The sequence below is a fragment of the Candidatus Fukatsuia endosymbiont of Tuberolachnus salignus genome, assembly GCF_964030845.1.
Taxonomy (GTDB): Bacteria; Pseudomonadota; Gammaproteobacteria; order Enterobacterales; family Enterobacteriaceae; genus Fukatsuia; species Fukatsuia symbiotica.
In genome coordinates this window covers 2,984,673-3,011,519 of sequence record NZ_OZ034983.1, presented here as the reverse complement: position 1 = coordinate 3,011,519, position 26,847 = coordinate 2,984,673, and the positions used below count along the sequence as shown (strand labels likewise).

The window sequence follows — 26,847 nt, the reverse complement described above, 5'->3', positions numbered from 1 at the left end:
AATTTTTTAATAATTATTGAGCGTTCCATAGTATTTATTTATCTGTTATTTTTTTGCTATTGCTATCGGAGTCTTATCAGAATAATAGTTTAAATTCAGGTTACATTTTAATTAACAAAGAATATTTTTTAAAAACATCTAATTTTATGAAGATAATTTGGGGAGAGGAATAATGACATGTCCATCTTTTGTGTTCTCATCTGCTTGCTCAATATAATATTTTGTTAATTTTTCAACGGTAATAAAAACATCAAAAAGAAGCGTATCTCTATCCGTTATAACATCACCTGGAATCACAGAATAATGATTAGAAAAATTTGATGCCGGTTTTATAATACCTTTGAATAATAATTGTAGACGTGAGCTAGAGTGATTACCGGTAGCTCTAAAAGAATGATTAATGATAAATAAATTATTTCTTACAAATAGGCAGAGAAAATTAAATTTTCTCGAGATCAATACAGTCTCAGGTATGGCATCAGGCATTATACATCGCATACTCCCTTCGTTTGCATGCTCAAGATATATCACTGGATAATTGAATTTATCTTGCGTAACTGGCGTAGTTATCAGTAAAGCAGGCACGTGAATATTAACATATTCATTATTAGCAAGGGTGGAAACACGCCCACTATTTAAAATAAGCAGAGCATCCGTACGTTCGTAAAGCAGCTCTTGGTTAGAAATAATTTCAGGTTCTTTTATTGCACCATTCTGCTGATCATTTTGATACATTTTAATTAAAACAGATTGATGATTACTATTACTAATAAAGTATGCGCAGTGGGTTTGCTGATTAAAACCAAGATACTGATTTAAATTATAGATATTCTTGATAGTCGCTTCATTTTTTTTAATCGGCATAAACAGTATATTTATTTTTGGATAATACCAACCTTGCTGATCATTAGATAACATAATTTTTATTATTTCGGGGTAAGTATAAACTTTATTTAGTTCGGAAAGTTCATTTTTCATACCTGATAAATTATTAACATAATGATCAGTAAACGCCGGTGTAACTGCTAATAATATGATTTTAAAGGTTCTGTTTTCTCTACTAATTTGCAATAACAGACCATCGGTGGTAGTCCCTTTTATATATCCATTATTTTCTGCATTGACCTGTGTAAAGTAGAGAACAGTACCTCGCTCCCTTTTTGAAATGACTTTGATCAAATCCGGTATTACCGCCATTTTTCTTAAGACTGTTTTATGAAAAGAGTGCATCACTTCATCGCTTGTCATAGTATTGATATAACCAATTTCTTTACTTTTATCTTCCCTAATATTCATTAGCCAGGCACCTTTTTGGCTGTTTCTATCTATTCCTAGGTAGCTTAACTGTTGGTTGTTATCACGTTGACAAATAATAAAGCTCTTACTGTCTCTGTCATACCAAACGGCCAATAATCCTGCCTCATCATTCTGTTGTAAACCAGAGAGAGTAAGATAAGAGGAAATTTTAATCGTCTTTGTTTGTCCGATTGATAATGGAACCAAACCTTCCATTTTATTTGTCAGCTCATCGATGTATTCTCTAAAATAAACCCACCAATCAGCGTGTTCTCTTAACCAATTTTTACCCATGCCAACAAATGAGAGACTCTGATCATCATATAAAGCATATAACAGACCATCAGTCGTGGTAATAATCGTTTCTTTTATGCTTAACACCTGATCATTCTGAATATTAAAATCAATCAATAACATTTCTGTCGCAGTATCATCATCCTGTTGAACATACAATTTTTCAAATTTTTGTTCCCTATCAGTAGTACTCCAAAAATGGTAGTAACGGCGATTAGTAGGTTGATTAACAAAATTATTTTCATGTATTTCTACCATCGTTGTGCCAGCATAGTGAATGTTATCAGTGTGGCCACTCAGAATAAGAGGAATACGCTCAATAATATACCCCTTCTTATGAATACTGTTCTTTAATGGCCATATAAATCGCCTTTTTATCGAAATAATTGTATCTGTTATCCCATTGAATAACGGCTTTATATTCTTTCCAGCACGCGTCCAAGGATCAATTTTTCTGAGAAACTCAGGTATTTTATAAAAATCAGAATGCGATTGTGCTTGCATAAAACGACTGAAAGCCTCTACGCTAATTGTCTCAATTATTTCATTTTTTATCTTTGCCGGTAAGCTACGCGCCTCAATCAGTGTCAATCCTTTTTCAGGATATTGGCTATCAATACAATATTGCAGAAAAAAACATTCATCAATATCACGTCGCTTATAAGTATAGCTTTGTTCTAAAAAAATAAATCTATTTTCGTCTTTCAGTTTAGTGATTATTTTTAACTTTGCTGGAGAAGAAAATTTTATCGTCCCATCAGGATTAAGAATATCAGGCAGATAACCGATTGGAAAATAAATCTGTACTAATTCTTTATTTTCCGCTTCTGACATCCAAATAATATTTCGATAAGCATAAATATATTTTATGCCATTTACATCAATAGGTATCAGCAAATCCCCCTTAAACCAGGCATAACGTTCACTGAAGAGAAGTAACTGGACATTCTGACGTTTGGTATTATAAAAAAATGTACCTATTTTATTTTCTGTCCGAACAAAATCATTTGTATAAGAATAATAATAAACATGGCAACTCTCTTCGTCACCTTTTAAAGTAAAATTTTGTATGCGAGTATATTGTGCTACTTGCCGACTCTTTGCTTTCGGGATCATAGCGGCAAGATCGGCTTTTATTATTCCTTCCGTATTCATATAATTTATCGATCGTGAAGCCGGTCTTAGTTCTTCCAATACCTTTTGTGCATTAAGCTCCCTAACAATTAATCGGCCATGGAGATCCGTGGTCGCAACCCCCATATACAAATGGAAAGTAGCCTGTGTCCTGGCTAAATTGGTAATATTTAATACAATACTGTCTTTTTCACCCTGCTTAGCAGGCACATTTTCAATAAATTTATAACCCGCTAGGGTTTTTTGCAATCTCATATCACGTAGATATTTATGATTGGCACTGATGATCCAGGTAACATCCATATTATTACATTCAAGGGTGATATCGGCCTGCCCCCGGCTTAATACTAAAAAAATTATCGCTTTTCCTTCTTTAGGTGCATGTAAAATATAGTGTAGGTATTTTCTGTATACAGAATCCTCTATTTTTTGATCTTCCTTAATTCCTGGTGCAATCAAATTGTATTCTTCTCTACCGAGATAAATATTCACATCCGTTTTTTCATAGCGACACTTTAGTTCGGTGAGTGCCATCCAATCTAGACCGATAAATTTTTCAATAGAGTCCGTCAGAAATCCCGTTTTTTTATAAAAATTAAAAATAAAATGAGGATCTTTTTTAGCAAAATAGCGCATCGCATAAAATTCAGCATCATCTCTCCATTTTATAAAATCGGTTTTAGCATAAACGGGATCAATTTTTGTCCTAGGGGATCTGGGTAGAATCAGTGTATTCACCGCAGGCTGATCGGCAGCAGGCAAATCTGTTATAGCGATGACTTGATCTTTTTTCATGCCACTTAGATGATAGAGATTGATGTAGGCTTTTGGATTTTCAGTATTATTAATGAGATTTTTTCCTTGGGTCGTTTTTTTGCGTATTTGTACACCTGTCTCATCAAATATCACAGTAGGTGCTCTGCTGTCCTCCAGATTAATAGTTTTTATAACCGCACCTTCTAAAGGCTGTAGCGCTTTATTTATTATCGTAAATCCACCCTGCTCAAGACTTTTTTTGAGATGATTAAAACACATGCCGCACAATCGTGCTTTAGTTGTATTGTTAATCGTACCTTCTATCTTGGCACTAATTTTTTCACTCACTTTAGATAAACCATAGCCTACCAAAATGACTGCCAGCATCGGAGGAAGTGTCCATGTCGATTCCATAACTGACAAGCTCCCTATACTAAAAGTCAGTCCTACACCATCAAAAACCATTCTGGTTAATGCTAGGTTACGTTGACGATCATTTTCAGCTTCATAATATTCATAAGCATTGAGCAAAAAACCAGTGAAACCCAAGGTTAACCCCAGCTCTGTTGTAGATTTTCCTATCCTTTTCATAATTGGAGATTCATTGATATGATGACTATAATTCCACAAATAATTAATTGGCTCTCTTAATCGTTTAAAAAGCCAACCGATATTAATGATAGATTCCGCGAATCGATAGCTGCCTTCTGTTAGAGTCGATGCGGCACTGACTACATTATTAAAATCTGAAACCAGGGAAACCCAGACATGAAATTTCATGGTAGCAGAAAGAGGATCATCTTCCCCTTCGGAAGAGGTAATCAGTTGTTTAAAAGAATGGTATAAAGAAACTATTGAATCATCAAAACTACCTATGCCCCCCGCTCCCCCCATATGACCAATAGATCGCGCGAGCACTTGCTTTTTTCTGGTTAACGAATAATTTTTTCTAATCAGTTGAGCACGCTTATCAAGATACAATGTCATGTCAGCAAACATAGAATTTTTGCTACTGACCTCAGTAATACTACGACTGCGGAGATTAAGATAACTGACAGTGTAAGTAGCATCTATCGGATCATATTTTAGCTGCGATAATAACTCTAACCATTCCCCCTGAGCCAGCACGCGATTTTTTTGCCTTAATGCTTGATGTTCACGTATCCATGCTTGTGCATGGCTATATTGATCCGCGTTAATCAAGCTGGGATGAAATCCTTTGCTCCAGGTTAATTGCCCCACTCTCTGTATATATTGACTATTAGCATAATTTTTTTGCAAAAAAATCATGTTTTGCTGTTCCAAACTCACATTAGCGTTAGGATCCCATAAAGAATAACTGTAAAGTGTGAGTGGAGGAGGGTTACTTTGATCTGCATTTTTTTCGATTAAAATTTTAAAATTGCTTTCAAGTATTTTAATCGTGCGGGCAACTTCCGTAATCTGAAACTGTTCATCGTCATTTATTGCAATGTTACGTAATAGCTGCCTTTCAATATCTCCCAAGAAAATGGCTTTAATGACAGAGTCGCTTTTCATTCCTTGCAATATATGCCTGGCCGCACCTTCTTTATCCAGATTAAGATTAAAAAACGTAAAGCGATTAGCACGTACCCTCGATTGAAGACGTTTAAAAGCTTGCTCAAGCGTATTGGGTGTTTTGAAAAGCGTGTTGACAAGACGTTCAAACTGTTTTTTTCCATAACTTAAATTGAGGCTTTCAAGCCAATCTACGTAACTTTCAGCCTCTAAACTTCGTTTTAGTGCCTTCATAAGGGCAATGATTCTGTCAAGATTAGGATCATTGATAATCAGTTCATGTGTGAGTTTCCCCATCGCCACGGCCAGTGCCATGCTTTCGGCAGGTATAATAACAACGCCTTCTCTCAGATTTTTCAGTAGCCCTTCAGCTACCGTTAAATCTATCCATCCATCGAGATTTTCCAGATTATTCATCCATGCTACACGTTTCTCAGGGTGAAAGTTTAACGTTTCCATTACAGAACCCAATCCAAACGCTGTGTTATTAAATTCAGTAATAACGTTATTGTGCATCAACATGCTGCTGCCAAGAGACTGAGTTGTATAGGAAAGCGCTAGCCCAGTGGAACATCTGCTAGCCATGATTTCAGTGTCATTATCTGTTACGTCGCACCAGTGGATACCCGCAGCTAGCGGTACATCGGCATTAAACTCAGGCAGATTGCCTTTCCATCGACGCCCCATTACATCGACAGTGAATAAGCTTTTCTGGCTGATGATATATGCAACTTTGATTTTGGGAATACTCTGTTCAAAAGCGTTGTAAAGCGTGCTAATAAATAGGTTTTTATCACCAGATATCACAGTAGCAGACTGACAAGCTAATAGGCTCACTCGTGTTCTATAATGAGGACTGGCGGGCTGGAGAATTTTCTTTAGTTGCTCTACTATCCGTAGAGCATAAAGAAAAGTCATCGCACTGCTATTGCCAACTAAAATGATGTTCTTTCCCTGCTGTATTTTAGCTTCTGTATTCTCATCCTCTGTAGCCATCCGATAGATCAAGCGATCATTTTTTCCATCATAAAGATACCAATCACTCATATCTCTGTGTTGATTGTACAAAAATAATGCGATCTTAGTGCTCTGCGCATCATCATTGGCTTGTATGATGTATTGACCACCGTATTGTGGACGGTTGGTCAGTGGTTCAAGATAACGGTTGGATCCCCTCAGACTGGATTGCGTGGCTTCTTCGGTTAGGAAGGTTGCAGCTTTGAAAGAAAAAGTAATTTTTTGTTGAAAAAAGTAGGGATCGGTTGGTGACACTTCATTGCCATTTTCATCCAGTATTTTATTAAATATTTTATTTAGTAACTGAGAATAAGCAAAATCATAGGCAGGCATACCCAAAATCTCAGGAGTAGCCTGTTCATATTGATTCAATATATCCAATCGATAATGAAAGATCGCTTTAATATTTATTTTCAACCCTGCATTTTTAATAGCCGTTTGGATTTTAGGGATCATTTCTTTCTGTAAGAATATGAGAGTTGGATCCTGATTCGACGCTAATATCAATAATTTCCTGACTTCTTTAGACGTATGGATATCGTATTTGAATATAATATCGTATGTCTGTTTTAGGTTTGCCTGCATTTGAATAATAAATGGATTGCCTTTTACAACATCACCCTTTTTCGCTACCATCGCTTTGACATCATCAGCACTATACAAAAACTGAAAATAAGGATCGACTTTAATGTTTCCCAATCCGACAAACAGCGGGATATTTTTTTGTTTTGCCTCTTCTAGCCTTTCCTGTATAGCGGCTTTCTTTTTCGAATCCATACCATCAATCGGTTTTTTTGTTCTCCCTAGCATTTTTCCATCTTGCACCAATTCGTTTAAAATAAACTTTATAATAATTGCTTGATTTTGTATTCCTTCTGGATCTTCCGACGTTTTATCAATTAAATATCTGAATAAATTTTCATTAATAGCAGGCAGTAAATCAGTACTTAAATAAACACCACCATATTCATTTAATATTTCTAAGCATATAATATTACTCGCAGAAATCAGATTACCTCGTAAAATCAATTCTACTAGGTAATATCGATAAAAGTCATAGTCAGGATTTTTATTTATGATATAGATATTGCTCTTTGGATTGGCTGAATTCAGTTCTGTCCTAGTCGTTAACAAATTATTTTCATTATTTATAATAATTTTTTCCAGTTCTTCTTCTTCTCCTAATTGATATTTTTTACAAAAATCAATAATACCGTCATCAATGCTATTGCCACCTTTTATCATTTTTATATGCTTATAACTTTTATCTTGCCAATGTAGAAAAACACGAGCAAAAACATTTTTTTCCAAGTATAAAAAGTATTCTTAATGATGTGCACTTCATCTGGCTTGAATAATTCCATATTGTCAAAATTAAGTATAAATTCATCAATAATGCTTTTAGCTCTTGTATTAAAACTGAATTCTATTTCTAGTTCATACTTCTCGAAAATCACTGTTTCTTTTTTTCTTCGGTAAACTGGTTAGAATGATTGATATAACCGGTAAAAGCAACCTGCATAAAATCCATCAATCTGGTTATTGTATCTTGAAAAATTTTTTCTTTTTTAATAAGGGTAATACCATTAGGAGTAATAAAATTTTCATGCCATTGCCATTTTGCCTTTCTCTCAGGGTCCCAGGTGGTTAGATCTTGTTGTATTCCACTAGCGATTGCTTCTTCTATCATTTTCCTATCAATAATGAATTTTCTAATAATCTGAAGATAATTTTTTATAATCCTGTCGAAAGCAATATTTAAATTTTTCTCGTAGAAGTATGTTTTGAAAAAATCAACCGCTATTTTTTCCTGCGTAGCCAATTCCTGATGTGATGAATAATCTTTGAAATAAACTTTTAAGAAAGATGTTAGCATTTTTTTAAAATCATCAAAATTGATATTTGCATAAATGAGTGCCTGCTTACTTGCTTTTTTTTGTATACGTATAGCGAGTTCTTGCGCAAGTAACGCATTTTCGTCCATCCAGATATTGATTTCATAATCTGGATTGTTTTGTATCCAAAGATCGATGTAGTCTCTCTGTATGTCGGTTATCTTACAAAGACAGACAAAATGTAGAATTTTAGGCACGTTTTCCATTAAAGAATCTTTACGTGCAGAGAGTCTTTGGGATAAAAAAGGATTATAACGTCTTTCTCCCCTTCTATTATTGATAACAATCCATTTAGTAAGACAGTTTATCATTTTTAATAACAGTCTGGTTTCTCTTGATGGTAATAGAGGCTCGGTGGGATATAAATACTCATTACGGGCTGTGATAAATTCATAATAATGGCCTTTTTTGTTATATTCTGTTTGATCTATTGTAATGTTTTTAAGTTGTTTAATAATCTCTTCGTGTTGCATTATCGGTGATCCTTTTTCATTGACCTTCGGTACCGGTCATAAAATAATAGGATTCGGATTGGTAACTAAACTTTTGAAAAATACTTAATATTTTTGGTGGCTCGACAGTCAAAATACCATATTTTAACGTAGGTGGAAACAGAGAAAATTTTAAAGTATGTGCTATAAAAATATTGATTTTAATACTACGTGCAGCCATATATTATCTCCTAATAGATAATTTAAATGATGGGGGAAGTTATCAATAAGAAACAGAGCCGACAAAATATTTACCCTACGAATTGAAAGGCATAATTTAAATTTAATAACGCAGATTAAAAGGCCAGTAAGAAAAACTGGCTTTATACTGAATGTAAAATCCAATTATTGAGAACAAAATCTGAATAATTTCATTAACTCTTTCGTATACAAGAAAAACCAATAGAACGGAAAATACTTTTTTCACTATCCATTCACTGTACTCCTGTTTTATGCAAAAAACAATGTCAACGAAAAAATCACACTTTGAATTTTCTATATATTTTAAATTTCTATCTGTGTGCCTAACTCAATCACCCGATTCGGTGGTATTTCAAATTGATCGGATACACGTAACGAATTACGTCTAAGTACAATAAATAATTTGCCACGAAAAAAAAGATACCACGGCCGTTTAGTTAAAATGAGAGATTCATACGACATAAAAAATGAGGTTTCTATCATCTGGAATGGTAGTCCTTCCAAACCACAGAGATGGAAAATTTCTTCAACATTGGGCGTCTCTTTAAAACCATAACTGGCCCTAACCTGCCAAAAAGTTGACGAAAGTTGTTTGATTGTTACTCGCTGAACATTATGTATGTAAGGGACATCTTCTGTGCGCAAAGTCAGCAATAGTACCCTTTCATGCAATACCTTGTTATGTTTAAGATTATGTAGCAGTGCGAAAGGGATAACATTAACGGCTCGTGACATATAAACCGCTGTACCTGGCACTTTGATCGGGGGTGAATTTTCCAACGAAGTTATCATTGCTTTTAGCGAATTGCCGTGTTCATGCATACGGCGCAATAAACGAAAATGTTCGCTCTTCCAGGTGGTCATAATAATAAACATCAGCAAACCGAGGGTCAGTGGCAACCAACCACCGGAAAACAGTTTTAATGCATTGGCCAAGAATAGTGGAATATCAATGAATAATAAAGCTAGCAATACGGTGGCAACAAAAAAGCGATTCCAGTGCCAATTTTTCAGTGTTACCGTGCAAAATAGCACGCTAGTTATCACCATGGTACCCGTTACCGCGATACCGTAGGCACTGGCCAGATTACTCGAGTGTTTAAAACCGATAATCACCAAAACAACAGAGATATACAAAATCCAGTTAATAACTGGAATATAAATTTGCCCTGATTCCATTTCGGAAGTATTAACAATGCGCATGGGCGGTAAATAACCTAAACGCACCGCCTGACGAGTCAACGAAAAAACCCCGGAAATAACCGCCTGTGAGGCGATAACTGTTGCCAAGGTTGCCAGTATCAGCAAAGGTGTCATTGCCCAATCAGGAGCAAGTAAAAAAAAGGGGTTTTTAATAGCGTCAGGATTTTTCAATAACAATGCCCCCTGACCAAAATAATTAAGTACCAAAGAAGGCAACACCAAAATAAACCAGGCCAGGCGAATAGAAAATTTACCAAAATGTCCCATATCGGCATACAAGGCTTCTACACCAGTCACCGCCAATACCAAGGAACCCAAGGCAAAAAAGGAAACCATTCTATGCTCAGTAAAGAAGGCGATCGCCCATTTGGGATGAAACGCAGCTAACACCTCAGGATTAGCGATAATGCTACGTAACCCCAACAGTCCCAGCGTCAAAAACCAAATCAACATCACAGGCGCAAAAAGCTTGGCTACACTGCCTGTGCCATGTTTTTGAATCGAAAAGAGTAAAGTTAACACCACAATCGAGCAAGGTACGATGTAATGATCCAATGACGGTGAGCTAATTCTTAACCCTTCAATCGCTGACATCACGGAAATAGCAGGCGTGATCACCACTTCACCATAGAAAAAACTAGCACCAATCAAACCCATCATGACCAGTGTTGAAGTAGTACGAGCCGAAGTGTTACGTCCGGCCAATAACATCAGCGTTAAAATGCCTCCTTCGCCGGCATTATCTGCTCGCATAACAAAGGTGAGGTATTTCAGTGAAACGACCAGAATCAACAGCCAAAAAATCAGTGATAAAAACCCAAACACCACACCAGGACGAACATCAAAACCATAATTCCCCGAAAAACACTCTCGCAATGTATAGAGAGGACTCGTACCAATATCACCATAAGCCACACCTATTGCTGCCAAGGTTACTGCCGATAAAGATTGTTTATGTTCTGTACTCATAATTTATTTCTTTTTTCCTGAACATCCACAAACTAGTATTTATTGTTTAAAAACGGGTTAAAAATTTGCGGCACCATGAGACCTCTTACATAACCTGCTTAACATAATGGTAAACTTAACAACATGCTGAACATTGTATCACCGATACCTTGTTGCATTATCGAACATTACTGTATTATCGAACATGAATACCATCGTTCGCCAGAAATCATCGGTACCAACCGTAGCTTGTCCAGTATGCATTAATTAGAATGATTGCCTAGCCTAAATCTAGCAGCAAAAACGACAGTAAATGGCAGTAGAACTATCCTTAAGGTTAGAAAAATTCTATTAATCAGCAAACTATGTACTTAGAAAGAGGGTTTGTTTTTTATTCTCAAGTAAAAATTGTTTACACAATAGACTTATTACAAAATCAGAGAGTGGTGTGAAGTCAAGGCGCACGGCGTGCAGCAACCGCAGTGTACAAACGAGCACAAGAGATTTCGAACAGGTTCTAATGAAATAGACAGAATAATTATGCAAAAATCATCTCAATTAGTGGAAAGAATATCACGTCTAAGCAATGCGCTTGAAAGGGGACTCTACGAAAGACAAGAGGCCATCCGTTTATGTCTATTAGCAGCATTAAGTGGAGAAAGTGTATTTTTGCTCGGGCCACCAGGGATAGCAAAAAGTTTGATCGCCCGCCGTCTGAAATTTGCCTTCCGCGATGCGCGTGCTTTCGAATACCTGATGACCCGCTTTTCAACCCCAGAGGAAGTATTTGGTCCATTATCCATCCAAGCCCTGAAAGAAGAAGGACGCTACCAACGCCTAACCAAGGGCTATTTACCTGAGGCTGAAATCGTCTTTCTTGATGAAATATGGAAAGCAGGACCTGCTATTCTCAATACCTTGTTGACCGCGATTAACGAACGTCGTTTTAGGAATGGCGACCATGAAGACGAAATTCCGATGCGTTTACTGATCACGGCTTCCAATGAATTACCGGATGCCGATAGCAGCCTGGAAGCACTCTATGATCGCATGTTAGTCCGCTTGTGGTTAGATAAAGTTCAAGATAAACAAAATTTCCATGCACTACTGCTTAATCGTCAGGATGATCATCACAATCCGGTAGCCGAAAATCTCAGTATCAACGATGAAGAATTTCGTCAATGGCAACCATTAATCGATAAAATCGACTTGCCGGATCACTGTTTTGAGCTTATTTTTCTGCTACGTCAACGGCTAAATACCCTGGATCAAGCCCCTTATATTTCTGATCGACGCTGGAAAAAATCACTCAGGTTACTTCAAGCCAGTGCCTTTTTTAGTGGTCGTAAAACCATTGCTCCCATTGATCTTATTTTGCTGAAAAATTGCCTGTGGCATGATCTTGACTCGCAAAAATTGTTGCAACAACAACTCGAGCAACTGTTATGTGAGCAAGCGTATCAACAACAGCGATTGTTAATGCAACTCCAACATATTCATCGCCGATGGCTGCAATTTCAACAACAACAACACGATCAACAGGCATTAACTTTGGTGAAAAAAAGTAGCGGTTTTAGTCGCAAGATCCACTACTTTTTGCCAGAAACACTGCTTGAAACAACACTCACGTTGTTACTGCAAAAACCACTCTATTTGCATGATATCCAGGTTAATTACCTACAAATCGATAAAGAAACTTTATCTCTCTGGATCAACAAAGGAGGAAAGTTACACACTAAATTAAATGGCATCGGTTTTACTCAACCCATTGATGCGGAGATTAACCAGCAAGGTCAAATCGTCGTACTGGACATCAGCCGTCAAACCTCCGCATTATCATTGCCCAAAGCATTGATAGAAAATCCACCACCAGAATTACTGACAGAAAAAGCTGATGTAGCCACTCACCTATCAGAACAACGAAAATTTTTCAACCAACAGCAAGCTTGCCTTTTTATTCCCTCTTCCTGGCGAGTAAAAATCGAAGCCAGTCTGCTTCACGTCGCTGAAGAATTAAAACTCACCTGCAACAAAGACGGTACGGATCATCATCGATGTTAAGCCTAGCGACACTGGATATGCTGCTTTCTATCAGCGAAGGAACCTTGGTAGAAGAAATAGTGATTGGCGTACTGGCAACACCGCAACTGGCGACATTGTTTGCAAAATTTCCGCGTATTAAACGCGCATTGACTAAAGATATCCCCAGATGGAAACAGAATTTTCAACAACGCATCCAGGAAGCCAGGGTACCATCAAATTTAGCAGAAGAATTTTTTTTATATCAGCATAGTCAACAGGAAAACAGTACTCTTTTTTATCAACATTTGACAGCGATTGTCGATGAGCTAACGACGCTCAATTCACCTTTTTTAACTCAGGCAAAAAATATAATCGATGCGTCTGATTTCGAACAAAATCCACCATCAGGAGAAAGTTTACAATGCTTATTTCTCCAACGCTGGCGTCTTAGCTTAACCCTGCAAACCTTGAACATTCACCACACATTATTAGAACAGGAAAAAGAGAAATTACTGGCAGAATTACAACAGCGGCTAGCATTAAGCGGTGCTCTCGAACCTTTACTAGCGGATAACGACACCGCAGCGGGTCGACTTTGGGATATGAGCCACGGCCAACTACAACAAAACGACTACCAACTACTCCAGCAATACACTGATTTTCTACAGCAACAAACAGAATTGCAACAAATAGCCGAGCAATTAGGTCGTAGTAAAACAGCGAAAACACAACCGAACGCAGAGACCCATGTTGGATCCTATACCCTAATGGTACGGCAACCCGATACCTTTCCCGAAGAAGTCAGTGGGATCCAGCAAAGCAATGATATTTTACGTTTACTGCCAACTGAATTAATGCTATTGGGGATCAATGAACTAGAATTTGAATTTTATCGCCGTTTACTCGAACGACGCTTATTAACGTACCGTTTACAAGGAGATCACTGGCAAAAACAACAATGGCAACGAACGGTCAACCAACAAGGCGGTGAACAGCAGCCACGCGGCCCCTTTATCGTATGTGTCGATACATCAGGGTCGATGGGACAATTCAGTGAACAATGTGCCAAAGCATTCTGTTTGGCGTTATTACGTATTGCGCTAGCAGATAGCCGACGCTGTTACGTTATGCTATTTGCCACTGAAGTCGTCCATTATGAACTCTCAGCAGACAACGGTATCGAACAGGCAATACGTTTCCTCGGCCAACGCTTTCGCGGTGGAACAGATCTGGCAGCCTGTCTGGCGAATACTTTAGCAAAAATGGAAGAACAGCAGTGGATTGATACCGATGCCATCATCATTTCAGATTTTATTGCCCAGCGCTTACCACAAGATCTGATCAAAAAAATAAAAACACAACAGCAAATTCATCAACATCGATTTCATGCTATAGCAATGTCATCCTATGGTAAGCCTGGGATCATGCAGATCTTCGATCATATCTGGCGTTTTGATAACGGATTAAAAAGTCGCTTACTCCGTCGTTGGCGACACTAAAATAATAAACACCACACTTTATCCCCAAGGCTGCCTCCTAAGGTCGGCGACGTGAAGTAGTCTGTTATCTCTTGATTTTTTTGAAGAAACGGTGTTATCTATTAGCCGGTCCCGTTACTCGTTCAGCTAAGGTGTTATGCCTAAAAATATCTGTCACTCACATCAAACAGCGCATACCAAAATGGTGAAGCAGACCTTGAAAGAGGTTGCTAAAGCCTTAGCCATGCCTTATCAGAAAACGCATCAGGCCTTTACTGGCGGAGATAATCTTTTCATTACAGAGACGTTTTGGGAAATATTCTGGGCTCGCTTTCCCGCAGAGTCTGCAATGAATGCGGTCTATTTTTGCCCGGAGTGTCGGTCGTTTGATCTAGAACACCCGTGATGCTTGAGCTGAAAGATGAACCGTAAACTGCGTCATCCTTTTCAGGTCGGTCATGCGTGGTGGAATTACTATTGTGCTCATGCGGATAAAATACGGCCGGTGGTGGTCGATAATCTGATTAAACTGTTTTCCTGCGGAACATCGGCGCTGGGGTTTGCCAGCTGGCGCTGTCAAAAGGCAGGCTGTACGCACACCAAACGGATTTGCTTTACCTGCCACAGCCGTTCATGCCCTTCCTGTGGTAAGAAAGCCACAGAGCGGTGGGTGGCCAAACAGCGCACGGTGCTTCCCATCACAAAATGGCAACACATTACGTTCACTTTTCCCCGTGAGTTCTGGCCGTTGTTTGAGCTAAATCGTGCGCTGTTAACGCATCTCAGTCGTCTCGCTGCCAAGGTTATTTTAGATTTTTGCCAGCCAAAAAACCTATTGCCTGGCCTATTCACGGCGTTGCATACGCATGGGCGAGCGCTGAATTGGCATCCTCATGTGCATCTTTCGGTGACCTGTGGCGGACTCGATGACAATGCCGAAAAATGGAAAAAAATCACGTTTAGCGGAAAAACGTTGATGAAACAGTGGCGTTATCAGATTATCACACTACTTCGTCAACAGTGGGATACCTTGCAATTACCACCGGAGTTATCACAAACCCTCACGAGGCTGGGTCAACGGGAGCAGTTTCTGGATTTCCATTACCAACGGCATTGGAATATCGACCTGGCAAAGCCGACAGACAATGCCCAGCAAACGCTCAATTATTTAGGCCGTTATTTAAAAAAGCCTCCGGTGTCGTTATCCCGGCTGGAACATTATAACGGCCAGGAAGTGACCTATCGCTACCTCAGTCATAAAACCCGAGAGCAAGAAAAACTTAACCTCAGTATGGACGAGTTTATTCAGCGTTTTATTAGCCACATTCCGGATAAACATTTTAGGATGGTCCGCTATTATGGTTTTTTAGCGCCCCGCCGTCGGACTACACTGCTGCCGATTATAGATGCTTTGTTGGGGCAGGAAAAAGAAAAAACCGTCAACATCACTTATGCGGCAATGTTAAAACGCCTAAGTCGTATTGACCCTCATGAGTGCATCCTGTGTGGCTCTCGTTTGGTGCTAAGCGGTATCACATCAGGCTTGCCGTGGCATCAGTTAATGCTTCACCATGAATCTCTGGCAAAAATGAAGGGGATTTAGCCTCTGCAGGGAAGGGGCGCCTCGCGTTCGAAAATGCTGGTTTTTTAAACGAAAATGACCCTATTATCACCCGGGACTCTCTACGTTAAGGAGAATAACCCTAAAGTTTGAAAATAATATCGTTTATTTTTTGATCCAATTCTGTTTTTGACAATAAAACCAAATTATTAAAATTCCTATCTATGAACAATTGCCATTATCCCCATATTATCCACAGGTAGATCCCAGTCAATTCACAGCGTACAATGGCAACTTTTCTTCTCTTTAACTGGGTCTTTTATGTCTCACATTACCTTGATCAGTGGCAGTACACTTGGCAATGCCGAAGATGTCGCTGAATGTTTATCTGAACAATTAAACGCTTCTGGTTTTACCACCGAAGTGATGCATGGCCCTAAACTAAATGAACTAGTACTCAACGGCGAATGGCTAGTTATCACGTCTACCCACGGTGCAGGTGAGTTACCGGACAATCTTCAGCCCTTATTAGAGCAAATTGAACAACAGAAACCCGATCTATCACAGATCCGTTTCGGCGCAATAGGTCTCGGCGATTCGAGTTACGATCATTTTTGTGGTGCCATCAAAAAACTGGATCAAGAGTTACTCAGGCGAGGAGCCAAAAGGATCGGCCAAATACTTGAAATCAATGTCCTCAAGTGTAGCGTACCAGAAGATCCCGCAGAAGAATGGTTAGTTGATTGGATCAAATTACACACAACAGAGTAAACATTACGCGATCAAAAATGTATAAACCTGTGCAAAAGCAATGGAAAACCCGTAGTTATCCATAGGATAACTTTATAACGGCGAAACCCTGTGGATAACACGCCATTTAGATCCCAGCTTATACAAAACAAGATCACCGATCATTCACAGCAAATTAGCATCATTAATTATATGATTTTATTTATAAATAATAACTTATCCACAGATAATCGCGATCCTAATAATAGATCTAATAAAAAGATCTAATAAAAGATCTAAAATAATTAAAGGCAAGATCAAACCTGATCCTAAGCCACTTGGCTGATCGATTAAATTTGCGTAGAATCAGCGATACTTGGAACCTATCCGAAATCGTTATCAATTCCTGGATCACACGACGATCACCTGCATTAAGCGAGGCACAGGCAACATGCTTTATTCTGATCAATTTGACGTCATCATCATCGGAGGGGGCCATGCAGGCACTGAAGCTGCTATGGCTAGCGCCCGTATAGGACGTCAAACCCTGTTGCTAACCCATAACATCGATACTTTAGGACAGATGTCCTGTAACCCAGCAATCGGTGGTATTGGCAAAGGACATCTGGTAAAAGAAATCGACGCTTTAGGTGGCCTAATGGCAAAGGCGATAGACAAAGCCGGTATCCAATTCAGGATCCTCAATTCCAGCAAAGGACCTGCTGTCAGAGCCACTCGCGCTCAAGCCGATCGGATCCTTTATCGTCAAGCAATACGTACTGCATTAGAAAGACAACCTAATCTGATGATCTTCCAACAACCCGTTGAAGACCTAATGATCGAAAACGATCGGATCGTCGGTGTTGTAACGCAGATGGGAATAAAATTCCGTGCTAAAGCGGTTGTATTAACCGTTGGTACTTTCCTCGATGGCAAAATACATATTGGCCTGGAGAATTACAGCGGTGGCCGTGCTGGTGATCCCGCTTCGATCTCATTATCCCAGAGGTTAAAAGAACTTCCTTTGCGGACAGACCGTTTAAAAACAGGAACCCCACCGAGAATTGATGCAAAAACCATCGATTTTGATCAATTAGATCTTCAGCTAGGTGACACACCAATACCCGTGTTTTCTTTCCTTGGTCATCCAACACAACACCCCAGACAGATCGCATGCCATATCACCTATACCAACGAAAAAACGCATGAGATTATTCGCAACAATCTCGATCGTAGCCCGATGTATTCGGGCGTAATTGAAGGAATTGGTCCGCGTTACTGTCCGTCAATCGAAGACAAAATCATGCGTTTTGCTGATCGTAACGCCCATCAAATCTTCCTCGAACCTGAAGGGTTAACTAGCAACGAAATCTATCCAAACGGTATCTCAACAAGTTTACCTTTTGATGTACAAATGCAGCTCGTCCGCTCGATTAAAGGAATGGAAAATGCACGGATCATCCGGCCTGGCTATGCCATTGAATACGACTATTTCGATCCTCGTGATTTAAAAACTACGTTAGAAAGTAAATATATCCAGGGACTCTTCTTTGCAGGCCAAATCAACGGCACCACAGGTTACGAAGAAGCAGCAGCTCAAGGATTACTTGCCGGACTTAATGCCGGACGTTTAGCCAACGAGGATGAAAGTTGGTCACCAAGACGAGATCAAGCTTACCTTGGCGTGCTGGTAGACGATTTAAGTACACTAGGTACCAAAGAGCCTTACCGTATGTTCACTTCCAGAGCTGAATACCGTTTAACATTACGTGAAGATAACGCCGACCTACGCCTGACTGAAATTGGTCGCAAGCTAGGTTTGGTTAATGATCTCCGCTGGGCACACTACAGTAAAAAAACTGAACAAATAGAAAAAGAACGCCAACGCTTACGTGACATCTGGGTACATCCTCATTCAGAGAGTATTAATCAACTTAATAAGTTACTACAATCGCCCTTATCACGGGAAACCAATGGTGAAGAGCTACTGCGTAGACCCGAAGTTAACTACCAAATACTTACCACACTGGATTTATTTACCCCAGCATTAACCGATCCTCAAGCAGCGGACCAAGTTGAAATTCAAGTCAAATATCAAGGCTATGTTCTGCGTCAACAAGAAGAAATAAAAAAACAACAACGTAATGAAAATACTTTGTTACCGATAGATCTCAATTACCATAATGTTTCTGGCCTATCCAACGAAGTCATTGCTAAACTCAGCGATCATAAACCAAATTCTATCGGTCAAGCATCCCGTATTTCAGGTGTAACTCCAGCAGCGATATCTATTTTGCTGATTTGGCTAAAAAAACAAAACCTATTGCGCCGTAGTGCCTAATTTAAGTGTTGGCGATATGATTTCAAATTCAAAAAATATTTTGATGCTAAAAGAATTAGGATCTTTGCTCAATGAAAAGGAGATAATTTTACCTGATAGACAAAAACAACAGTTGATTAGTTATGTTAATTTATTAGATAAATGGAATAAAACTTATAATTTAACCTCTGTGCGTGATCCTCAACAAATGCTAATTCGCCATATTATGGACAGCATAGTTATTAAACCTTACCTGCAAGGGAGCAGGTTTATTGATGTTGGTAGTGGTGCAGGTTTGCCTGGTATTCCACTCGCTATTGTTTGTCCTGATGCTCATTTCACCTTACTTGACAGCTTAGGCAAAAGAGTTCGCTTTCTACGACAAGTACAGCATGAATTAAAAATAACCAATATTGAACCGATACAAAGCCGTGTTAAGAGCTTCATTGCAAATCCGTTGTTTGATGGCGTGATAAGCCGCGCATTCGCTTCACTGCAAGATATGCTGTCTTGGTGTCACCATTTAGTGAATAAACAACATGAAGGACGTTTTTACGCATTGAAAGGGTTGAAACCAAATGACGAGTTAGCGAACTTACCTGCAGGAATAACCACAGAATTAATAGTTAAATTGCAAATACCAAATCTGCCTGAAGCACGTCATTTAGTTATTTTAAAATAAGGTTACTACTGTGCTAACCGCCAGGTACGGAACAACTTAAATTTCCTTCTTCACACTTTAAGTAACGTTGGAAATCGTTGATCCGTAATTGAGTTTGAGAATTCAAACAGCTAAGCAAGATCATGGGATAAACGCTCCCTTGAGCCACACTAAACGAAAAGAAATCGCATTCTGCATCGCAATAGGATAACCAGGCACGCTGGGCTTTAACTAAAAGCTCAGTGCCGTTTTTATCACCTTTCAGATGTTGAACGATCAGCTTGTAGAGAACATTGAGTTCTGCATCCGACTGTTTGTAGAGTTTGTCGTAACATTCATTTAACTCCCTCTGGCTACTGTTGGGATTATCGCAATTTTGCACAGCATAAACCCATTGTGTCGATGTGAGTAATAATAACGCCCAGAAAAAAGAAAAAATAATGCCCATTTTTATGGTCTTCTTAAATAATAGGGAGGTTAAATAACCTTAGGTCAATACATACAATATTTTACTTGTAAAAACCGTAGATGAATCGCGTTTTTTAATAATACTTCACCTTTTCGTTACTTATAGATTGAATTCATTTGATTGCATCGTATAATTTGCTCGCTTTCGGTTGGTTGAGCTCCTTGTGTTCAAAGCTTAAATCGGGTTAAGCCATGAGTACCAGTAACACAGTAATTTTACTGCACTCGAGTGTATCAGAAAGACAAACAGCTCATAGCACAGTAGGTTTCGCAAGAGGTCTACAAATTATCAATAATTATCAGTGACGGTAGAGGCATCATGTCTGCATCAGGAGAAAGCCCCTCTCAACAAGAGTATATAACTCACCACCTGAATCACCTTCAGTTGGATCTCCGCACTTTTGAGCTAATCAATCCCGACTCTGTGGGTTCTGCCTCGTTTTGGACGTTGAACATTGATTCGCTGTTTTTTTCCTTTGTGTTGGGTCTCTTCTTTCTGCTTGTTTTCCGCAGGATAGCGGCAGGTGCCACCAGTGGTGTACCCGGTAAGTTACAGACCGCGGTTGAGTTAGTTATTGGCTTTGTTGACAGCAATGTGCGGGATATGTATCACGGCAAAAGCAAGGTTATCGCACCACTCGCCTTAACAGTGTTCGTTTGGGTAGTGTTGATGAATACCATGGATTTATTGCCGATTGATTTACTACCCTATATCGCTGAGCATATTTTTGGATTACCGGCGTTACGTGTGGTTCCTACCGCTGACGTAAGTATTACCGTATCAATGGCATTGGGTGTGTTCATTCTGATTCTATTCTATAGCATTAAAATGAAGGGGGTTGGCGGCTTCGTGAAAGAATTAACCCTGCAACCTTTTAATCACCCGATATTTATTCCAGTCAATCTGGTCCTTGAAGGTGTTAGCCTGCTGTCTAAACCTGTTTCACTGGGTCTACGACTGTTCGGCAATATGTATGCAGGTGAGTTGATCTTCATCCTGATTGCCGGTCTGTTACCTTGGTGGTCACAGTGGTTGTTAAGTGTGCCTTGGGCCATTTTTCATATCCTGATCATTGCGCTACAGGCCTTTATTTTCATGGTTCTGACGATTGTCTATCTCTCGATGGCATCTGAAGAGCACTGATTTTTTTATACTACTGTGTTTTAACTTAATATGGAGACTATCATGGAAAACCTGAATATGGATCTGCTGTACATGGCTGCCGCTGTAATGATGGGGTTAGCGGCAATCGGTGCTGCGGTCGGTATCGGCATCCTGGGTGGTAAATTTTTGGAAGGTGCAGCACGTCAGCCTGATTTAATTCCCTTGCTACGTACACAATTTTTTATCGTCATGGGACTGGTTGATGCGATCCCTATGATTGCCGTTGGTCTTGGTCTATACCTGATGTTTGCTGTTGCGTAAAAAAAGTAGCGTATTTCTCTCTACTATCAATTTATGCTCATCTATTAACTTTTAAAGAGGCATTGTGCTGTGAACCTTAACGCAACAATCCTCGGCCAGGCCATCGCGTTTTTTCTGTTCGTCATCTTCTGTATGAAGTATGTGTGGCCGCCGATTATGGCTGCCATTGAGAAGCGTCAAAAAGAAATTGCTGACGGTCTTGCTTCTGCGGAGCGTGCCAAAAAAGACTTGGACTTAGCGCAAACCAATGCGACTGACCAATTGAATAAAGCCAAAGCACAGGCTCAGGTGATCATCGAGCAAGCAAGTAAACGTAAAGCTCAGATCCTTGAAGAAGCGAAGACCGAGGCTGAACAGGAACGTAACAAAATTGTAACGCAAGCACAGGCTGAGATAGAGGCTGAACGTAAGCGCACTTATGAAGAGTTGCGTAAACAAATCGCAATGTTAGCAATAGCTGGCGCTGAGAAAATTATCGAACGTTCCGTGGATGACGCTATTAGTAGCGACATCGTTGATAAAATGGTTGCTGAACTGTAAGTGAGGGGCTAATGTCTGAATTTGTTACTGTAGCTCGCCCTTACGCCAAGGCTGCTTTTGATTTTTCTGTTGAGCATCAAGCGGTTGGACCTTGGCAAAATATGTTAGTGTTTGCTGTCGAAGTGGCGCGTAATGAACATATTGCCGAATTGCTTTCCGGTTCTTTGGCACCAGAGGCGATGTCAGAAATATTTATTGCCGTTTGTGGTGATCAACTTGACGAATTCGCTCAAAATTTTATTCGGGTTATGGCGGAAAATGGTCGTTTACGGGTTCTGCCCGAAATACTTGAACAGTTTATTCAGCTACGAGCCTTACTGGAATCAACCATCGACGTTGAAGTTTCCTCAGCGAGGGTGCTAAACGATATACAGCGAGAAAAAATATCTGCTGTGATGGAAAAGAAGCTGCTACGTAAAGTTAAGCTGAACTGCAAAATCGATAAGTCTGTCATTGCTGGTGTGGTTATTCGTGCTGGCGATATGGTGATAGATGGCAGTGTACGTGGTCGTCTTGGACATCTGTCAGACATCTTGCAGTCTTAAGGGGACTGAAGCACATGCAACAACTCAATTCCAATGAAATTAGTGAACTGATCAAAGAGCGGATTGCTCAGTTTAAGATAGTGAGTGAGACTCACAATGAAGGGACTATTATTTCCGTTAGCGATGGCATCATCCGTGTACATGGTTTAAAGGATGTGATGCAGGGAGAGATGGTCGCACTACCGGATAACCGTTATGCCATAGCATTAAACCTGGAACGTGATTCCGTGGGTGCCGTAGTAATGGGATCATACGCTGATCTTGCTGAAGGTATGAAAGTCAAGTGTACTGGTCGTATCTTGGAAGTGCCCGTTGGCCGCGGCTTGCTAGGTCGTATTATCAATACGTTAGGTGCACCTATCGATGGCAAAGGTCCAATAGAAAACGATGGTTTTTCCGCCATTGAAGCCATTGCACCTGGGGTAATCGAACGTCAATCTGTTGATGAACCGGTTCAAACAGGCTATAAATCTGTTGATGCGATGATACCCATTGGTCGTGGTCAACGTGAATTGATTATTGGCGATCGTCAAACGGGTAAAACGGCACTGGCGATCGATGCGATAATTAATCAACGCGATTCTGATATTAAGTGCGTTTATGTCGCTATCGGTCAAAAAGCCTCAACAGTAGCAAATGTCGTCCGCAAGCTCGAAGAGCATAACGCCTTAGCGAATACCATAGTAGTGGTAGCGACAGCCTCTGAATCTGCTGCGCTACAATATTTGGCACCTTACTCCGGTTGTGCTATGGGGGAATATTTTCGCGATCGTGGTGAAGATGCATTGATTGTTTATGATGACTTATCCAAACAGGCTGTAGCATATCGCCAAATTTCCCTGTTACTTCGTCGTCCACCTGGTCGCGAAGCTTACCCGGGTGATGTGTTTTATCTTCATTCGCGTTTGTTGGAGCGTGCTGCTCGTGTTAATGCTGCTTATGTCGATGTTTTCACCAAAGGCAAAGTAAAAGGTAAAACCGGTTCTCTCACGGCTTTACCTATCATAGAAACACAAGCCGGTGACGTTTCTGCATTCGTGCCAACAAACGTTATTTCGATTACTGATGGTCAGATCTTCCTTGAATCGGGTTTATTTAACGCGGGTGTTCGTCCAGCAGTTAACCCTGGTATCTCGGTATCCCGTGTTGGCGGTGCCGCGCAAACCAAAATCATTAAAAAATTGTCCGGTGGTATCCGTACCGCCTTGGCACAGTATCGTGAGCTCGCTGCTTTCTCCCAGTTTGCCTCTGATTTGGATGATGCAACACGTAAGCAACTAAATCATGGTCAAAAAGTGACTGAATTGCTGAAACAGAAACAGTATGCGCCTATGTCCGTTGCTCAACAATCTTTGGTGCTCTTTGCGGCGGAACAGGGTTATCTGGCGGATGTTGAACTGGCTAAGGTCAGTAGCTTTGAAGTGGCGTTATTGGCTTTTGCTGACCGTGAATACTTCGAATTCCTGCAACACATTAACCAAACTGGTGCGTATGACGATAAAATTGAGGGTAAGTTAAAAGATATCCTGGAAAAATTTAAGGCAACTCAGTCCTGGTAATAAGGAGAAGCAGCAATGGCCGGAGCAAAAGAAATACGTTCCAAGATCGCCAGTGTGCAAAACACGCAAAAAATCACCAAAGCCATGGAGATGGTTGCTGCCTCCAAAATGCGTAAATCGCAAGAACGTATGGCAGCTAGCCGCCCTTATGCGGAAACGATACGTAATGTAATTGGGCATCTCGCACTAGGTAATCTGGAATATAAGCATCCCTATCTAGAAGAACGTGAGATTAAACACGTGGGGTATTTGGTAGTTTCCACTGACCGTGGTTTGTGCGGTGGCTTGAATACTAACCTGTTCAAGAAATTGTTGGCTGAGATGCAAAATTGGTCAGAAAAAGGCATTAAATGTAATTTAGCCTTGATTGGATTGAAAGCAGTCTCTTTTTTTAGCTCTTTCGGTGGTAATAGTGTAGCAAGCAACATCGTTGCCGAGGTGACGGGGATGGGAGATAACCCGTCGCTGTCAGAACTTATCGGTTCAGTGAAAGTTATGTTGCAGGCCTATGATGAAGGCCGTCTGGATAAGTTGTATATTGTCAACAACAAATTCATCAATACCATGTCTCAGGAACCACAAATCGTACAGTTATTACCTCTCCTTCCTGCGGAAGAGGGTGAACTGGAGAAAAAATCCTGGGATTATCTGTATGAACCCGATCCTAAGGTCTTACTGGATAAGCTTTTGCGCCGCTATTTAGAATCGCAGGTTTATCAGGGGGTAGTTGAGAATCTGGCTAGCGAACAGGCAGCGCGCATGGTCGCGATGAAAGCCGCCACTGATAACGGCGGCAGTTTGATCAAAGAGTTACAGTTGATTTATAACAAGGCGCGTCAGGCTAGCATCACTCAGGAACTTACCGAAATCGTCGGGGGAGCCTCCGCGGTTTAAAGTAAAATTTTACGTGTTACGTAGAGGATTTAAGATGGCTACTGGAAAGATTATCCAGGTAATTGGCGCCGTAGTGGACGTCGAATTTCCTCAAGACGCGGTGCCTAAGGTGTACCATGCTCTTGAGGTGAAAGGAGCAGCGAGTAAGTTAGTGTTGGAAGTACAGCAACAACTCGGAGGTGGTGTTGTTCGTTGTATTGCAATGGGATCTTCAGACGGTTTACGGCGCGGATTACGGGTAATCAACCAAGGTAATCCGATCAAGGTACCTGTTGGTAAAGCGACGCTTGGTCGGATTATGAACGTGTTGGGTGAACCCATCGACATGAAAGGTGCCATTGGCGAAGAAGAACGTTGGGCGATCCACCGTGAAGCGCCTCGTTATGAAGAACTTGCCAATTCACAAGATTTACTAGAAACCGGGATCAAAGTAATGGATCTGATCTGTCCGTTCGCCAAGGGCGGGAAGGTCGGTCTGTTTGGTGGTGCTGGCGTGGGTAAAACGGTAAATATGATGGAGCTTATCCGCAACATTGCGATTGAGCATTCAGGTTACTCGGTGTTTGCCGGGGTTGGTGAGCGTACCCGTGAAGGTAACGACTTCTACCATGAAATGAAAGATTCTAACGTATTAGATAAGGTTTCTCTGGTATATGGCCAGATGAATGAGCCACCAGGCAACCGTCTGCGTGTGGCGCTGACTGGCCTCACTATGGCAGAGAAATTTCGTGATGAAGGGCTTGACGTTCTGTTTTTCGTCGATAATATTTATCGTTATACCTTGGCGGGTACCGAAGTTTCGGCATTGTTGGGGCGTATGCCATCAGCGGTAGGTTATCAACCCACTCTGGCAGAAGAAATGGGAGTGTTGCAGGAACGTATTACCTCGACGAAAACGGGTTCTATTACCTCAGTACAGGCTGTCTATGTGCCTGCTGATGATTTGACGGATCCATCACCTGCTACCACCTTTGCTCATTTGGATGCAACTGTTGTATTAAGCCGTCAAATTGCTTCTCTGGGTATCTATCCGGCAGTTGATCCACTTGATTCTACCAGTCGTCAACTTGATCCGTTGATTGTTGGTCAGGAGCATTATGATGTTGCTCGGGGGGTTCAATCGATTCTACAGCGCTACCAGGAACTAAAAGACATTATTGCGATTCTGGGGATGGACGAATTATCGGAAGAAGATAAGCTGGTTGTCTCCCGCGCCCGTAAAATTCAGCGTTTTCTGTCGCAACCGTTCTTTGTTGCGGAAGTGTTTACCGGTTCTCCAGGCAAATTCGTCTCGCTAAAAGATACTATCCGTGGTTTTAAAGGCATTATGGACGGTGATTATGATCATCTGCCAGAGCAGGCGTTCTATATGGTTGGTACCATTGAAGAAGCTGTGGAAAAAGCCAAAAAACTGTAACACTGCTGACAGGAGGGTGACATGGCTACAATGACTTACCGTCTGGATGTGGTCAGTGCAGAAAAGAGGATGTTTTCTGGCCTAGTACAAAAAATTCAGGTGACGGGTAGTGAAGGAGAATTGGGCATTTATCCAGGCCATGCTCCGCTATTGACTTCCATTAATCCTGGCATGGTACGTATTGTTAAACAGTTCGGTGAAGAAGAATTTATTTATCTTTCTGGTGGCCTCCTTGAGGTGCATCCGAATGTTGTAATCGTACTGGCTGATACCGCTATTCGTGGGGAAGATCTCGATGAAGCAAAGGCGCTGGAAGCTAAGCACAAAGCAGAAAGCCATATTAATGATTCTCACTGTGATGTTGATTATGCCCAGTTATCTGCTGAACTGGCAAAAGAGATTGCGAAACTACGTGTAATCGAATTGATCAAAAAAGCGATGTGATCGTATTGA

General features: G+C 40.4%; 21 protein-coding genes. 16 read left to right on the top strand and 5 right to left on the bottom strand.

From position 1 onward, the window contains the following. Nucleotides 1-144: 144 nt before the first annotated feature. From AAHH42_RS14425 to AAHH42_RS14415, 3 genes are all read right to left on the bottom strand, one after another. Nucleotides 145-7,347 carry a TcdA/TcdB catalytic glycosyltransferase domain-containing protein gene (locus tag AAHH42_RS14425; RefSeq protein ID WP_342221423.1) on the bottom strand — a complete coding sequence of 2,401 codons (7,203 nt, stop codon included), beginning with the start codon at nt 7,345-7,347 and terminating at the stop codon, nt 145-147. A 142-nt stretch (nt 7,348-7,489) separates the two neighbouring features. Then, a complete protein-coding gene (locus AAHH42_RS14420) occupies nt 7,490-8,404 on the bottom strand; it encodes a TcdA/TcdB catalytic glycosyltransferase domain-containing protein (RefSeq protein ID WP_342221422.1) in 915 nt (304 codons plus the stop codon). A gap of 16 nt (nt 8,405-8,420) precedes the next feature. Further along, nucleotides 8,421-8,603, bottom strand: coding sequence for a hypothetical protein (locus AAHH42_RS14415; RefSeq protein ID WP_072549791.1), 183 nt, complete (start codon nt 8,601-8,603; stop codon nt 8,421-8,423). 45 nt (nt 8,604-8,648) lie between these two features. On the opposite strand from AAHH42_RS14415, the gene AAHH42_RS14985 reads away from it, so the two are divergent. Then, entirely contained in the window at nt 8,649-8,774 is a 126-nt protein-coding gene (locus AAHH42_RS14985; RefSeq protein WP_083429572.1) for an IS1 family transposase, read from the top strand. A 152-nt stretch (nt 8,775-8,926) separates the two neighbouring features. Here AAHH42_RS14985 and kup read toward each other — a convergent pair whose 3' ends face one another. After that, nucleotides 8,927-10,795 (bottom strand): low affinity potassium transporter Kup, encoded by a 1,869-nt coding sequence (gene kup / locus AAHH42_RS14410; RefSeq protein ID WP_342221421.1) that lies wholly within the window; start codon nt 10,793-10,795, stop codon nt 8,927-8,929. Between the two features lie 519 nt (nt 10,796-11,314). On the opposite strand from kup, the gene ravA reads away from it, so the two are divergent. The 7 genes from ravA to rsmG all read left to right on the top strand — a co-directional run bounded on the left by ravA (nt 11,315) and on the right by rsmG (nt 19,566). Beyond that, on the top strand, nt 11,315-12,835 hold the full coding sequence (gene ravA, locus AAHH42_RS14405) for an ATPase RavA (RefSeq protein ID WP_342221420.1): 1,521 nt from the start codon (nt 11,315-11,317) through the stop codon (nt 12,833-12,835). After that, nucleotides 12,829-14,295, top strand: coding sequence for an ATPase RavA stimulator ViaA (viaA, locus tag AAHH42_RS14400; RefSeq protein WP_072549794.1), 1,467 nt, complete (start codon nt 12,829-12,831; stop codon nt 14,293-14,295). The genes ravA and viaA overlap by 7 nt, the downstream gene beginning before the upstream one ends. A gap of 136 nt (nt 14,296-14,431) precedes the next feature. Further along, entirely contained in the window at nt 14,432-14,680 is a 249-nt protein-coding gene (locus AAHH42_RS14395; RefSeq protein ID WP_342220947.1) for a hypothetical protein, read from the top strand. 15 nt (nt 14,681-14,695) lie between these two features. Beyond that, complete coding sequence (locus tag AAHH42_RS14390; protein WP_342221419.1) at nt 14,696-15,877, top strand: IS91 family transposase; 1,182 nt, start codon at nt 14,696-14,698, stop codon at nt 15,875-15,877. A 279-nt stretch (nt 15,878-16,156) separates the two neighbouring features. Then, nucleotides 16,157-16,606 (top strand): FMN-binding protein MioC, encoded by a 450-nt coding sequence (gene mioC, locus AAHH42_RS14385; protein ID WP_072549795.1) that lies wholly within the window; start codon nt 16,157-16,159, stop codon nt 16,604-16,606. A gap of 409 nt (nt 16,607-17,015) precedes the next feature. Then, on the top strand, nt 17,016-18,905 hold the full coding sequence (gene mnmG, locus AAHH42_RS14380) for a tRNA uridine-5-carboxymethylaminomethyl(34) synthesis enzyme MnmG (protein ID WP_072549796.1): 1,890 nt from the start codon (nt 17,016-17,018) through the stop codon (nt 18,903-18,905). 43 nt (nt 18,906-18,948) lie between these two features. Next, complete coding sequence (gene rsmG, locus AAHH42_RS14375; protein WP_342222085.1) at nt 18,949-19,566, top strand: 16S rRNA (guanine(527)-N(7))-methyltransferase RsmG; 618 nt, start codon at nt 18,949-18,951, stop codon at nt 19,564-19,566. 13 nt (nt 19,567-19,579) lie between these two features. On the opposite strand, the gene AAHH42_RS14370 is transcribed toward rsmG, so the two are convergent. Beyond that, a complete protein-coding gene (locus AAHH42_RS14370) occupies nt 19,580-19,993 on the bottom strand; it encodes a lysozyme inhibitor LprI family protein (RefSeq protein ID WP_342221418.1) in 414 nt (137 codons plus the stop codon). Between the two features lie 339 nt (nt 19,994-20,332). Here AAHH42_RS14370 and atpB point away from each other — a divergent pair, with 339 nt between their 5' ends. From atpB to AAHH42_RS14330, 8 genes are all read left to right on the top strand, one after another. Continuing rightward, nucleotides 20,333-21,157 (top strand): F0F1 ATP synthase subunit A, encoded by an 825-nt coding sequence (atpB, locus tag AAHH42_RS14365; protein ID WP_072549797.1) that lies wholly within the window; start codon nt 20,333-20,335, stop codon nt 21,155-21,157. Between the two features lie 42 nt (nt 21,158-21,199). Continuing rightward, nucleotides 21,200-21,439, top strand: coding sequence for a F0F1 ATP synthase subunit C (gene atpE, locus AAHH42_RS14360; RefSeq protein ID WP_342221417.1), 240 nt, complete (start codon nt 21,200-21,202; stop codon nt 21,437-21,439). 69 nt (nt 21,440-21,508) lie between these two features. Then, entirely contained in the window at nt 21,509-21,979 is a 471-nt protein-coding gene (gene atpF, locus AAHH42_RS14355; protein ID WP_072549799.1) for a F0F1 ATP synthase subunit B, read from the top strand. Between the two features lie 11 nt (nt 21,980-21,990). Further along, the gene (gene atpH, locus AAHH42_RS14350) at nt 21,991-22,524 is read left to right on the top strand and encodes a F0F1 ATP synthase subunit delta (RefSeq protein WP_072549800.1); all 534 of its coding nucleotides are present in this window, start codon (nt 21,991-21,993) and stop codon (nt 22,522-22,524) included. Between the two features lie 14 nt (nt 22,525-22,538). Next, on the top strand, nt 22,539-24,083 hold the full coding sequence (gene atpA, locus AAHH42_RS14345; protein WP_072549801.1) for a F0F1 ATP synthase subunit alpha: 1,545 nt from the start codon (nt 22,539-22,541) through the stop codon (nt 24,081-24,083). 15 nt (nt 24,084-24,098) lie between these two features. Further along, on the top strand, nt 24,099-24,977 hold the full coding sequence (atpG, locus tag AAHH42_RS14340; RefSeq protein WP_342221416.1) for a F0F1 ATP synthase subunit gamma: 879 nt from the start codon (nt 24,099-24,101) through the stop codon (nt 24,975-24,977). A gap of 34 nt (nt 24,978-25,011) precedes the next feature. Continuing rightward, nucleotides 25,012-26,394 carry a F0F1 ATP synthase subunit beta gene (gene atpD / locus AAHH42_RS14335; protein WP_342221415.1) on the top strand — a complete coding sequence of 461 codons (1,383 nt, stop codon included), beginning with the start codon at nt 25,012-25,014 and terminating at the stop codon, nt 26,392-26,394. Between the two features lie 30 nt (nt 26,395-26,424). Next, nucleotides 26,425-26,838: a F0F1 ATP synthase subunit epsilon gene (locus AAHH42_RS14330; protein ID WP_162860106.1), complete on the top strand. Its 414-nt coding sequence runs from the start codon at nt 26,425-26,427 to the stop codon at nt 26,836-26,838. Nucleotides 26,839-26,847: the final 9 nt, after the last annotated feature.